A 12,758-nucleotide genomic window follows, 5' to 3' on the forward strand; every position below is an offset into this window, starting at 1 on the left:
TTGCCCTGAGGGGAGGAATTACTCGAATTGGGACAGGTTGTCTTTGTCTACGCCCACGTAGGCAACGCGGACGACCTTGTTGTCGATCTTCCAGTTGGTGCCTTCACCGGCCGGCTTGCCTTCGGCCAGGTTCTTGGTCAGCTCGAAGGTGGCCTTGGCCTGGTTGGCCGCATCGTTCAGCACGGTACCAGCCATGGCACCGCTCTTGACCATGGCCAGGGCTTCCGGCAGGGCGTCAACACCGAACACCGGGATGGCGGTCTTGCCCTGGGCCTTCAGGGATTCCACAGCGCCCATCGCCATGCCGTCGTTGTTCGCGATGACTACTTCGATCTTGTTGGCGTTCGGACCGGAGATCCAGGCGTCCATCTTGTCCTTGGCCATGGCGGTATCCCACATACCGGTATCCATGTGCAGTTGCTCGGTCTTGATGCCGCCATCGTTCAGGGTCTTGACGACGTAGGTGGTGCGTGCTTCCGCATCCGGGTGGCCAGGCTCACCCTTGAGCAGCACGAACTGGATGACGCCATCCTTGTTCAGATCCCACTCGGGGTGCGCTTTCCAGTGCTTGGCGATCAGCTGGCCCTGGATGATGCCGGACTCCTTGGAGTCGGTGCCCACGTAGTAGGCCTTGTCATAGCTGGCCAGGTCGGCCGCGCTCGGTTCCTTGTTGTAGAAGACCACGGGGATCTCGTCCGCACGGGCTTTCTCAATCACGACAGGGGCCGCCGCCGGGTCAACCAGGTTGATGGCCAGGGCCTTCACGCCCTTGGCCAGCAGTACATCGATCTGGTCGTTCTGCTTGGACTGGTCGTTCTGGGAGTCGTTCATCAGCAGTTCCACACCCGGGGTGGCCGCCGCTTCTTTCTCGATGGCCTTGCGCACCACGGCCATGAAGTTGTCGTCGTACTTGTAGACGGTGACCCCGATACGGGTATCGGCCTGGGCTTGGGCTCCCGCCATCAGTCCCATCAGCAAGGTGGCAACTGTCGTGAGTTTTTTCATTGTTATGCTCCGATCTCTATCTGTTTTTTGTAGGGAATGCTGTACACCGTTTGAGCTGGCGCCAGCCTAATGTAATCAGTTTGTTGTGAGGCGGTCTGTGATCCTGGCAACAAAATGAAAACGTTTACACTCTGTTACATAGCCGTAATATTGTTAAAAATTAAATAGTTACGTGAGAAACTGCCTTTGGGTCTCGCCATCTCGCGACGGCGGGTCCGGCTAGCGCAGACGGCAGTGCCACTGATAACGACCCGGCAACAGCCAGAACTCGGGCCGCACGCTCTGGCTCCAGGAGTCGTCGCCTCCCACCCCCATGTGGAAGCCATCGAGGCACAGGTGCGTGCCCCCCAGAGCCACCAGATCGGTCTGGTGACGGGCTTCGGTCAGCTGCTGCTGACTGTAGCGGCTGACACTGAAGTGGAAGCGCCCCTCCACCACCAGATCCCCCAGTTGCAGTGCGCGGGTATCGCAGCGCAGCCCGTTGTCGGTCGGGAAGACATAAGGGGTGTGCAACGCCTCGATGGGCAATTGCCAGCGACCGAGATCGGCGGCGAGCCGGCGATCCGGGTAATTCTCGTGGGGGCCAAGCCCCAGCCAGCTCACCGGGGCACCTTCGGCCGGTTCATCGGCCAGCCAGAGCCGGGCACCGATGCGCGGCAGGGAGGGCATGTCGGCGGCCATCTCCACCTCGATGGCGAGGTGCATGGCGCCCTCCCCGTCCACCCTGTGATGCCAGCGGGTCAGGATCTTCGGTTCGTCACCCACGAAGTAGCCGTGGTGCGCCGTGATGAGACCCAGCTCCGGACTCGGCTCCAGGCCGAGACAGCGGTGCTGCAGATCATTGAGTCCGGCCTCCTGCCAGCGGGCAATCCAGGCGTTGGGATCGGCGTGATCCGCCTCGCTGGTGCCGATATCGTTGTCGAGCGGCGCCCGATAGAAGTGATCGGCGATGGCGTCGCGCAGCCGTTCGCGGCCCTGTTTCTGCCAGCTGACGATGCGACCACTGGCCTTGTCGAGCTGCCACAGGGAATCTGCGGCGCCAAGCACCCAGTGATCGCGCTGCTCGGTCAGGCTGACCGCCGGGCAGGCCGATGGCAGCGCCAGGGGCGCGGGCAACAGGCATTGCTGGCGAGCCACCTCGTGACCCGCTCCGGCCCAGGCCGTGGCGGTGGGCTGCACGATGGCGAGATCCAGCCAGGCGAGCGCCCCCGGCGCAAAGGCCGGCAGTTGCTCCAGCAGGGTCAGCGTCACGCTCCCCCGGGGGGCCAGCTCGAGCGGGCATTCACCCTGGCTCACCACCACGCCGTCTTCACACAGACGCCACTGCAGGCGTTCGTTGTCCGTCTCGCGGAACAGGTATTCGCTGCGGATCTCCACCGTCAGCGGCTGGCGACCCTGCAGGGTCAGAACGAAGGGCTGCTGGGCACGCCGGGCTTCAAACAGGGAGGGATGGGGGGTGCGATCGGGGAACAGCAGGCCGTTGCAGCAGAACTGGCGATCGTTGGGAGTGTCGCCGAAATCGCCACCATAGGCCCAGAAATGGCGGCCATCGTCGGTCTGCTTGTCCAGCCCCTGATCGACCCAATCCCAGACAAACCCACCCTGCAGCCGCGGATGATCGCGAAATGCCTGCCAGTAATGGGCATAGCCCCCCAGGCTGTTGCCCATGGCGTGGGCGTATTCGCACAGGATCAGCGGCCGGGTCTCTTCCGGCAGGCCGATCCACTTGGCCAGTGCCCACTTGGGCACCGCCGGGAAGGGTTGATCCTGATGGGTACGGGCATACATGGGGCAGATGATGTCGGTGGCCGGGGTGTCGGCCCCGCCCCCTTCGTACTGCACCGGGCGGCTGGGGTCCGCCCCCTTCACCCAGCGATACATGGCGTCGTGGGCCGGGCCATAACCGGATTCGTTCCCCAGAGACCAGATGATGATGCTGGGGTGGTTGAAGTCCCGGGCCACCATGCGGGTAACCCGCTCCAGGAAGGCGTTGCTCCAGGCGGGATCCCGCGCCAGCCGCCCCATGGGGGTCATGCCGTGGGTCTCCAGGTTCGCCTCGTCCACCACATAGAGGCCGAGCCGGTCGCACAGGCGATAGAGCTCGGGGTGATTGGGATAGTGGGAGCAGCGCACCGCGTTGAAGTTGTGCCGCTTCATCAGTAGCAGATCCTGCTCCATGTCGGCCGGGGTCACCACGTGACCCGTGGCGGGATGGTGTTCATGGCGATTGGCACCACGAATCAGCAGGGGTTGGCCGTTGACCCGCAGCAGGCCGCCACGGATCTCCACCGCCCGAAAGCCCACGTCATGGGCCTCGCTCTCGAGAGTGCTTCCCTGCTCGTCCAGCAGGGTCAGGGTCAGGCGATAGAGGTGTGGAGTCTCGGCGCTCCACTTGTGTGGCGCCGTTACCGTCAGCCACAACTCGGCGCGATCGTCATACACCCCTTTCTCGTCGATGGCCTGGGTGCCGATCCGCTGGCGCAGGGTCGCCACCCGCTCGTCGCCATCATAGAGGTTGGCCTCCACCGACAGACCGGCTCCGTTGGCCGCCTGCAATTCAACCTTGAGGAGGGCATCCCGGTAGCAGGCGTCGAGCTCGGGCGTCACCCGGATATCCATCAGATGACGGACCGGTTTGTGCAGCAGGCTGACGGAGCGGAAGATGCCGCTCATGCGCCACATGTCCTGATCTTCCAGATAGGAGCCGTCAGACCAGCGCAGCACCAGGACGGCGAGGCGGTTGGCCCCGGCCTGAAGGAAGGGGGTCAGATCGAATTCCGCCGGCAGCCGGCTGTCCTGGGAGTAACCGACCCAGCGGCCGTTGCAGAAGAGGTGAAACGCGCTGTCCACCCCGTCGAAGATGATCCGGGTCTGCCCCTCGGCCAGCCAGTCCGCAGCAACGGTGAACTCGCGGGAGTAGCAACCGGTGGGGTTCTCGGCAGGCACCCGGGGCGGGTCGCAGGGAAAGGGGTATTTGATGTTGGTGTAGATGGGCACATCCGTGACGGGCCGCGCCCCCGGGTAGGCCGCAGCCAGTTGCCAGTTGCCCGGCACCTTGATGGGGCAGGCATCCGGCAGATCCTCCACCAGCCACTGCTCCGGCACCCGCTCCGGGGCCTCGAACCAGGAGAACTGCCACTCGCCGTCCAGCAGCAGGCGGGAAGGTGACAACCCCCCCATCCTGGCTTCCCCTTCACTGCGCCAACTGGACAAGGGGGTATGGGCTGGCAACCGGTTCACGGCGGTGATCCCCTGGGTCTGCCAATCCTGACGGGCCACTATCTCCCTGAGCATGCTTCACTTCTCCCTGCATTCACGCTGAAAACCACTGCAGTGTAGGAGAGTTTTGCCCGGTGATCGGCGATCCCGCTCACACAGATGTAAACGATTACACTCATTTTGTTAAGTAAAACGGAGTAAAAATCGGATAAATCCGGGTAAATGACCCCATGGGGGAAAAAGCGGACCTTCGGAAGGGCAAAAGATGCCCGGGAGTGTGAAACCGGGAGGCAATGGCCGAGCCAGCGGAGCAAGCCATGGCAAAGACACTACATCGCGCCCCCCTCGCCTCATCAGGTGCTGGAGCGCCCCAACCCGGTTCTGGGCACGCAGCCCGGTCTCTCGAAGGAGTGTGCAGAGGCCACGAGAGCCCCTGCCCGGCGCAGAGAAAAGCCATGGCGGGTGTCTGGCAGGATCTGGCCGGAAGTGAGGCTCGGCAGGCCGGGGGAGAGGAGCTCGTGGCAGACGAGCGGGAAGAGCAGCCGAGTTCAGCAGGCAGGGAGTGTGAGGGGACGGTTATCACTCCTCAGACAGTCCTTTATGGTCTGCGCTAGCCATGCTTTCAGCTATCCGTCTGAGCTACTCATAGTCTGAGCTATGGGGGCGCTTTATATGCTGCAGCCCGGGTTCGCCAGGTGCAGCGCTTGCGCCGACGGGGCGCAAGCGCTGCGATCAGGACCTGACGGGAGCGACCGAATGGCGGTTGATCAGGGTGGGGGTATAGATGCGGCTCTGCACCGATTCGCTCTCCCCTGCGGCGAGTTGCAGCGCCAGCTTGGCCGCCTGGGCCGCCATCAGCTCGATGGGATAGCGCATGGTGGAGAGCTTGGGCCTCAGGTATCTGGCGTAGATGATGTCATCGAAGCCCACCACCGAGACCTCTTCCGGCACCTTGAGGCCGTTGTCCGCCAGCACAGAGATGGCCCCTGCCGCCATGGCGTCGTTGTAGGCCACCACCGCCGTGATGGGCAACCCCTTGGCCAGCAGGTTGAGCATGGCGCGCTCACCCCCCTCTTCATTGGGCATGCCGCTCTCCACCAGCTCGGGATCGGCGAAGACCTCCGCCTCCGCCAGGGCATCCTGATAGCCCTGATGGCGCAACAGCGCATCCTCGATGGCGTGATCCGAGCTCAGGAAGGCGATATGGCGGTGGCCGAGATCCAGCAGATGACGGGTGGCGGTCGCCGCACCCTGGCGGTTGTTGAGAGCGATGCAGCGCCCCCTCAGACTCGGAATGTCGCGGTTGATCAGCACCATGCCGGGGGCGCGCAGGGCGTAGTCGACCAGCTCCTCGTCGCCAAGCGCCTTGCTGTGCACCACCAGTGCCTCGCAGCGTTTGCCGATGAGCAACTCGATGGCCTCCCGCTCCTGCTGGGCGCGGTGAAAACCATTACCCATCAACAGGTGCAAGCCCTGCTCCACCGCCACCGCCGCGACCCCTTTGACCAGGGCGCCGAAGAAAGGATCCGCCACGTCGCCCACCACCACTCCCATGGTGTCACAGGTCTGGCTGACCAGGGCCCGCGCGTTGGCGTTGGGGGTATAGCCCAGCTCGGCCATGGCCTTCAGCACCACCTCGCGGGAGGCGGCACTGGCCTTGGGTGAGTTGTTCATCACCCGTGAAACCGTTGCCACTGACACATTGGCCAAACGGGCGACATCCTTGATGGTGCTCATGCTGTTTTCACTTATTTCACGCTGCAACTGGCCGCATTATACCGTTCAATGTCACTGATAACAGGGGGAAAAATCAGAACTTGCCACATTGGTCGATGAAAACAAGTGTAATCGTTTACACATATTTGTTAAGCAGCTCACAGTTTGCCCGTCAGCCCCTCGGCTAGACTCCTGCTCAGGCTTTCCTGATGCGAGGAGTTGAGGGTGGAACAACGGATGAAAGTACTGGTCACCGGCGGTTGCGGCTACATCGGCAGCCACACCTGTCTGGCCTTGCAGGCCGCAGGCATGGAGCCCGTGGTGGTAGACAACCTCTGCAACAGCAAGGCGAGCGTCCTGACCCGTGTCGCCGCCATCAGCGGGCGCGAGCCCCGCTTCTACGTGGGGGACATCCGTGACCCGGCCCTGCTGGATCGCATCTTCAGCGAGCAGCACATCGACGCCGTGATCCACTTCGCCGCCCTCAAGGCGGTCGGCGAGTCGACCCGCATCCCGCTGGACTACTACGAGAACAACCTGAGCGGCACCCTGGTATTGCTGCAGGCGATGAAACGGGCCGGGGTACGCAATCTGGTGTTCAGCTCGTCGGCCACCGTCTACGGCGATCCCGCCAGCACCCCGATCCGGGAAGATTTTCCCCGCAGCGCCACCAACCCCTACGGCCGATCCAAGCTGATCATCGAGGAGATCCTCGAGGATCTGCAGCGGGCCGAGCCCCACTGGAGCATGACCCTGCTGCGCTATTTCAACCCCGTCGGCGCCCACGAGTCCGGCACCCTGGGAGAGGATCCCCAGGGCATCCCCAACAATCTGATGCCGTTTTTGACCCAGGTCGCCATCGGCCGGCGCGACTGCCTCTCGGTCTTTGGTAACGATTACCCAACCATCGACGGCACCGGGGTGCGCGACTACATCCACGTGATGGATCTCGCCGAAGGACACGTCAAGGCTCTGGAACACTGTGCCGGACGGGGCGGTGTCCACGCCTACAACCTGGGCACGGGCCAGGGCCAGAGCGTGTTGCAGATGGTCGCGGCGTTCGAGGCCGCCTGCGGTCGGCCCCTTCCTTACCGGATCGAGCCACGGCGCCCCGGCGACATCGCCGAGTGCTGGGCCGATCCCGCCAAGGCCGCTCGGGAACTGGACTGGCACGCCAGCCGGGATCTCGCCGCCATGTGCGCCGACAGCTGGCGCTGGCAGTCCGCCAACCCCAATGGTTACGAGGCGTAGGCCCTGGCCTGCGCCTTCGGATGTATTCAACTCACAGACTGGAGTGATGATGTTCAACCCCGTTGATCACCCCCACCGCCGCTTCAACCCGCTCACCGGCCAGTACGTGCTGGTCTCCCCTCACAGGGCCAAGCGCCCCTGGCAAGGCCAGGTCGAGAAGGTGAGCCTGGCGCCGAGCCAGGCCCATGATCCCGACTGCTTCCTCTGTGCGGGCAACACCCGGGTGACCGGCGATATCAACCCCGACTATCAGGGCACCTTCGTCTTTACCAACGACTTCGCCGCCCTGATGCAGGACACCCCGGCCGCCGACGCGGCGCCGGATCCCCTGCTGAAGCTGGAAGCCGCCCGGGGCACCAGCCGGGTCATCTGCTTCTCGCCGGATCACGGCAAGACCCTGCCCGAGCTGCCCCTGCCCGCCATTGAAGGGGTGATCACCACCTGGATGGACCAGGTGGCCGAGCTCTCTGAACAGTGGGAATGGGTCCAAGTCTTTGAAAACAAGGGCGCCGTCATGGGCTGCTCCAACCCGCACCCTCACGGCCAGCTCTGGGGCAGCGACTTCCTGCCCAACGAGATTGCCCGGGAAGAGGCGCACCAGCGCGCTTGGCTGACCGAACACGGCCGCCCCCTGCTGCTGGACTATGTGGAGCGGGAGCTGGCGGATCGCTCCCGCATCGTGGTGGAGACGGCCCACTGGCTGGCGGTGGTGCCCTTCTGGGCGGCCTGGCCGTTCGAGACCCTGCTGCTGCCCAAGGCCCATGTCCCCTCCATGCTGGATCTCACCCGGGAACAGCAACAGGACCTGGCCATCGCGCTCAAGGAGCTCACCAGCCGCTACGACAACCTGTTCCAGTGCAGCTTCCCCTACTCCATGGGCTGGCACTTCGCCCCGCCCCGTTCCGACTGCCCCGAGGCGTGGCAACTGCACGCCCACTTCTATCCGCCCCTGCTGCGCTCCGCCACGGTGCGCAAATTCATGGTGGGCTTCGAGATGCTGGCCGAAACCCAGCGCGATCTCACCCCGGAACAGGCGGCGGAACGGCTGCGCGCCCTCAGTCCCATCCACTACAACGACCAGAACCAGGCCAACGAGGAGGCCCTATGACCCCTAGCCAGCGCGTCAGCGCCGTGTTTGCCGAGCAGTTTGAGCAACAACCCGACCTGCTGGTACGGGCTCCAGGCCGCGTCAACCTCATCGGCGAGCACACCGACTACAACGATGGCTTCGTGCTGCCCTGCGCCATCGACTACGAGACCTGCGTCGCCATCGGCCTGCGCGGCGACAACCTGGTCGAAGTGATCGCCGCTGACTACGACAACCAGCGCGACCGGTTCAGTCTCGATCAACCCATCGAGCACCACCCCAGCCAGCGCTGGAGCGACTACATCCGCGGCGTGGTGAAACACCTGCAGGCACGGGGCCACGCCCTGCGCGGCCTCAATCTGGTGGTCTCCGGCAACGTGCCCCAGGGGACGGGTCTCTCCTCCTCCGCTTCCCTGGAGGTGGCCATCGGCCAGGCCTTCAAGGAGGCCCAGGGGCTGGCCATCAGCCAGGCGGAAATCGCCCTCAACGGCCAGCAGGCGGAGAACCAGTTCGTCGGCTGCAACTGCGGCATCATGGATCAGATGATCTCCGCGAGCGGCAAGCAGGATCACGCCCTGCTGCTCGATTGCCGTTCCCTGGAGACCCGGCTCATCCCCATGCCCACCGATCTGGCGGTGCTCATCGTCAACTCCAACGTGCGCCGCGGCCTGGTGGACAGCGAATACAACACCCGTCGCCAGCAGTGCGAAACCGCCGCCCGTCACTACGGGGTCAAGGCCCTGCGCGACCTGGATCTGGCCACGCTGGAAGCGGGCAAGGCCGGTCTGGACGAGGCCTGCTATCGCCGTGCCCGCCACGTGGTCGGCGAGAACGCCCGCACTCTGGCGGCGGCCGATGCGCTGGCACAGGGCGATCTGGTGCGCCTCGGCGAGCTGATGGGCCAGTCCCACGCCGCCATGCGCGATGACTTCGAGATCACCGTGCCCCCCATCGACGGCCTGGTGGAGATCATCAAGGCCCGGCTCGGCAGCGAAGGCGGTGTGCGCATGACCGGCGGCGGTTTTGGTGGCTGCGTGGTCGCCCTGCTGCGCCCCGAGAAGGTGGCCGAGGTGATCGCCGTGGTGGAGGCGGAATACCCGGCCCGTTTCGGCCTCAAGGCGGACTGCTACGTCTGCCGTGCCAGTGCAGGGGCCGGCAGACTGTAACGCACGCCTGACAACGGGTGACGCCCCCTGCCCGGCACTCGCGACGCCGGCAGGGGGCGACGGGATCACGACGGGGAACCGCAAACCATGATGAGATTCGAGCTGGAAAACGAGGAGGGACTGCGGCTGCGCGGTCTCACATACGGGGCCACCCTCACCTCCCTCACCCTGCCGGTGGCGGGAGAGCGGCGGGAGGTGCTGCTGGGCTGCGCCGACGAGGCCTACCTCACCCAGCAGGTATGGCTGGGGGCCGTGGCGGGGCGCTTTGCCAACCGCATCGGCGGCGCCCGCCTTGAGCGGGAAGGCCAGTGCTGGACGCTGGACGCCAACCAGGGGGCCAACTGCCTGCACGGCGGGCGCGACGGGTTCCATCGCCGCACCTGGCAGATCAAGGAGCAGGAGGCGGACAGGGTCAAGCTGGCGCTCCTCTCCCGGGCGGGGGATCAGGGCTTTCCCGGCAATCTGAGGGTGAGCCTGGAGTATCGGCTGGAGCAGTGCGATCTGGTGGTCGACTTCTGCGCCAGCACGGACGCCCCTAGTCCGGTCAGCCTCACCAGCCACGCCTACTTCAACCTGGATGGCGGTGGCGACATCCGCCACCACACCATCAGCCTCGACGCCGACCGCTACCTGCCCACGGATGACCAGAGCCTGCCGCTGGCCATCGCCCCGGTGGAAGGCCCCTTCGATCTGCGCGCCCCCCGCCCCATCGGCCAGGCGTGGCTGGACCACCCCCAGCAGCAGTTGGCCAAGGGGTACGATCACGCATTTCTGCTCAACAACAGCGATTTTGAGCCTGCTGATGAGCCGTTTGGTGGATCCAATCAGCCATGGGCCGCCCGGGTGATCTCGGGGGATGGCAAGCTGACCATGGCGGTCTACACCAATCAGCCCTCCCTGCAGTTCTACAGCGGCAACTGGCTGACCGGCACACCGGATCGTCAGGGCCGACCCTACCGGGATTACGACGGCTTCTGCCTGGAGGCCCAGCAATTGCCCGACAGCCCGAACCGGCCCGCCCTCGGCGATCCCTGGTTGCTGCCGGGGCAGCGTTATCGCCACCAGACCCGTTATCGCTTTATTCCTGCCCCCTGACAGCCCCGCTCGGGCAGACGAAGGGGCCCGGGCGCGCCACCACGTCATGGCGGCCCCGGCCCCGATGGCACCGCCGAATCAGCCGGGGTGAGGCCCGCCGCAGGGCCCGTCGCTCCTCATTGCACACCAGCCCAAGGAACAGCACCGTGATGGATGACAACTACCTCGCCGCCCCCGACCGCTACCAGCGCCAGCCCTACCGAGCGGCGGGCCGCCACGGCCTGCGCCTGCCCGGCATCGGTCTGGGCCTTTGGCACAACTTCGGCGCCGGGAGCGATCCCGCCACCGCGAAGGCCATGGTGCACCAGGCGTTCGATCTGGGGATCACCCACTTCGATCTCGCCAACAACTACGGGCCGCCGCCGGGATCTGCCGAACTGACCTTCGGCACGCTGCTAAAGAGGAGCCTGGCTCCCTATCGGGACGAGCTCATCATCGCCAGCAAGGCGGGCTACGTGATGTGGGACGGCCCCTACGGCGATGGCGGCAGTGCCAAGTACCTCTTCGCCAGCCTGCACCAGAGCCTGCGCCGTCTGGGCCTCGACTACGTGGACATCTTCTATCACCACAGGCCGGATCCCCGCACCCCGCTCGAGGAGACCTGCCAGGCCCTGGCCCTGATGGTGCGCCAGGGCAAGGCGCTCTACATCGGCCTCTCCAACTACCCGGCCCCGCTCGCGGCCAAGGCTGCCGCCCGGCTGGCGGAGCTCGGCACCCCCTGCCTGGTCAACCAGCTCAAATACTCCCTGTTCCAGCGCGATGTTGAGCCCGACACCCTGCCGACCTGCCGGGAGCACGGCATGGGGGTGGTCGCCTTCTCGCCCCTGGCCGGGGGGCTGCTGAGCGATCGCTACCTGTCGGGCATTCCCGCGGATTCCCGCGCCGCCAGTGCCAGCCCCTTCCTCACGGCGGACCAGATCACCGAGGAGAAGCTCGCCACCGTCCGCGCCCTGCATGCACTGGCCCTGCAACGGGGTCAGTCCCTGTCGCAACTCGCACTGCAATGGGTGCTGCGCGACCCCGTGGTGAGCTGCGCCCTGATCGGCGCCAGCCATCCCCAACAGATAACGAGCGCCGTCGACGCCCTGGGGCAGCCCCCCCTGGACGATGATCTTCAACAGAAAATCCTGTCCATACTGGCCTGACAGCACAAAGAGATCATAAAACAGAGGTCAACTGGCGTGACTGACCTGTCAGAACGTGACGGGGCCGTCATGGCTTCTGACAGCATGCGGCAAGCCGCGCCCTGCATGGTCCGCCAGCGCCCTTTCCCGGCCGGAACAGGGCGCTGAAATCCCCAATATTCACTGGTTGCCCGCGCGATTTTCCGCCATCATTGGCCGCCCCGACCCGTTCGGGGTTGATTTTATCCAGACCCCATAACCAAGAGATCTGCACCATGACCGAATCCTACGCCCTGTTCGTCGCCTTTGTGCTGGGCATAGTGGAAGGCCTGACCGAGTTCCTCCCCGTCTCCTCCACCGGCCACATGATCATCGTCGGCCACCTCCTCGGGTTTGAAGGACCCAAGGCCGCCACCTTCGAGGTGGTGATCCAGCTCGGCTCCATCCTGGCAGTGGTCGTCATGTTCTGGCGCCGCCTGTTCGGACTCATCGGCATTCACTTCGGTCAGAAACCGACCCCGGGCCACGCGACCCTCTCCCTGGTGCACGTCATCCTCGGCATGCTGCCTGCCGTGGTCGTCGGGCTGGCTATCCACAGCTGGATCAAGGCCAATCTGTTCGGGCCGGAAACCGTGATGTATGCCCTGGTGGCCGGTGGCATCCTGCTCATCATCGCCGAAAAGTTCCGCCCCGCCGTGACCGCGGAGACCCTGGACGACATCAGCTACAAGCAGGCCTTCGGCATCGGCCTGTTCCAGTGCCTGGCACTCTGGCCCGGTTTCTCCCGCTCCGGCGCCACCATCAGCGGCGGCATGCTGATGGGCATCAGCCGCCACGCGGCAGCGGAATTCTCCTTCATCATGGCGGTACCCATGATGATCGCGGCCAGCGGCCTGGATCTCTACAAGAGCCGCGACTTCCTCTCCATGGCGGACTTCCCCATGTTTGCGGTGGGCTTCGTCACCGCCTTCGTGGTGGCCATGGTCGCCATCAAGACCTTCCTGGCGCTGATCCGTCGTCTCGACTTCATCCCGTTCGCCATCTACCGCTTCCTGCTGGCCTTCGTCGTCTACCTGGTCTTCGTGGCCTGATGGG

General features: G+C 64.9%; 9 protein-coding genes. 6 read left to right on the forward strand and 3 right to left on the reverse strand.

Annotated elements, in window-relative coordinates:
* Nucleotides 1-18 precede the first annotated feature (18 nt).
* The 3 genes from mglB to HKD46_RS00415 form a co-directional block, all read right to left on the reverse strand.
* Nucleotides 19-1,005: a galactose/glucose ABC transporter substrate-binding protein MglB gene (gene mglB, locus HKD46_RS00405; RefSeq protein WP_010676016.1), complete on the reverse strand. Its 987-nt coding sequence runs from the start codon at nt 1,003-1,005 to the stop codon at nt 19-21.
* A 219-nt stretch (nt 1,006-1,224) separates the two neighbouring features.
* Nucleotides 1,225-4,299: a beta-galactosidase gene (locus HKD46_RS00410; RefSeq protein ID WP_043153955.1), complete on the reverse strand. Its 3,075-nt coding sequence runs from the start codon at nt 4,297-4,299 to the stop codon at nt 1,225-1,227.
* Nucleotides 4,300-4,956: 657 nt separating this feature from the next.
* Nucleotides 4,957-5,961 carry a substrate-binding domain-containing protein gene (locus HKD46_RS00415; protein ID WP_010676018.1) on the reverse strand — a complete coding sequence of 335 codons (1,005 nt, stop codon included), beginning with the start codon at nt 5,959-5,961 and terminating at the stop codon, nt 4,957-4,959.
* Nucleotides 5,962-6,177: 216 nt separating this feature from the next.
* Here HKD46_RS00415 and galE point away from each other — a divergent pair, with 216 nt between their 5' ends.
* From galE to bacA, 6 genes are all read left to right on the forward strand, one after another.
* Nucleotides 6,178-7,191 carry a UDP-glucose 4-epimerase GalE gene (galE, locus tag HKD46_RS00420; protein ID WP_043153957.1) on the forward strand — a complete coding sequence of 338 codons (1,014 nt, stop codon included), beginning with the start codon at nt 6,178-6,180 and terminating at the stop codon, nt 7,189-7,191.
* A 49-nt stretch (nt 7,192-7,240) separates the two neighbouring features.
* On the forward strand, nt 7,241-8,299 hold the full coding sequence (locus tag HKD46_RS00425; protein WP_043153959.1) for a UDP-glucose--hexose-1-phosphate uridylyltransferase: 1,059 nt from the start codon (nt 7,241-7,243) through the stop codon (nt 8,297-8,299).
* Complete coding sequence (galK, locus tag HKD46_RS00430; RefSeq protein ID WP_043153961.1) at nt 8,296-9,444, forward strand: galactokinase; 1,149 nt, start codon at nt 8,296-8,298, stop codon at nt 9,442-9,444. The genes HKD46_RS00425 and galK overlap by 4 nt, the downstream gene beginning before the upstream one ends.
* A 27-nt stretch (nt 9,445-9,471) precedes the next feature.
* Entirely contained in the window at nt 9,472-10,539 is a 1,068-nt protein-coding gene (gene galM, locus HKD46_RS00435; protein ID WP_223933650.1) for a galactose-1-epimerase, read from the forward strand.
* Nucleotides 10,540-10,688: 149 nt separating this feature from the next.
* Nucleotides 10,689-11,684 carry an aldo/keto reductase gene (locus tag HKD46_RS00440; protein WP_043153966.1) on the forward strand — a complete coding sequence of 332 codons (996 nt, stop codon included), beginning with the start codon at nt 10,689-10,691 and terminating at the stop codon, nt 11,682-11,684.
* A 254-nt stretch (nt 11,685-11,938) separates the two neighbouring features.
* Entirely contained in the window at nt 11,939-12,754 is an 816-nt protein-coding gene (gene bacA, locus HKD46_RS00445; RefSeq protein WP_010676024.1) for an undecaprenyl-diphosphate phosphatase, read from the forward strand.
* Nucleotides 12,755-12,758 lie beyond the last annotated feature (4 nt).

This window comes from Aeromonas sp. TW 6 (assembly GCF_013168745.1).
Lineage (GTDB): Bacteria > Pseudomonadota > Gammaproteobacteria > Enterobacterales > Aeromonadaceae > Aeromonas > Aeromonas caviae.

Coding starts and splice junctions, on each gene's coding strand:
- HKD46_RS00440 (WP_043153966.1), top strand. CDS start 10,689: ATGGATGACAACTACCTCGCCGCCCCCGACCGCTACCAGCGCCAGCCC.
- mglB (WP_010676016.1), bottom strand. CDS start 1,005: ATGAAAAAACTCACGACAGTTGCCACCTTGCTGATGGGACTGATGGCG.
- galK (WP_043153961.1), top strand. CDS start 8,296: ATGACCCCTAGCCAGCGCGTCAGCGCCGTGTTTGCCGAGCAGTTTGAG.
- bacA (WP_010676024.1), top strand. CDS start 11,939: ATGACCGAATCCTACGCCCTGTTCGTCGCCTTTGTGCTGGGCATAGTG.
- HKD46_RS00415 (WP_010676018.1), bottom strand. CDS start 5,961: ATGAGCACCATCAAGGATGTCGCCCGTTTGGCCAATGTGTCAGTGGCA.
- galE (WP_043153957.1), top strand. CDS start 6,178: ATGAAAGTACTGGTCACCGGCGGTTGCGGCTACATCGGCAGCCACACC.
- HKD46_RS00410 (WP_043153955.1), bottom strand. CDS start 4,299: ATGCTCAGGGAGATAGTGGCCCGTCAGGATTGGCAGACCCAGGGGATC.
- HKD46_RS00425 (WP_043153959.1), top strand. CDS start 7,241: ATGTTCAACCCCGTTGATCACCCCCACCGCCGCTTCAACCCGCTCACC.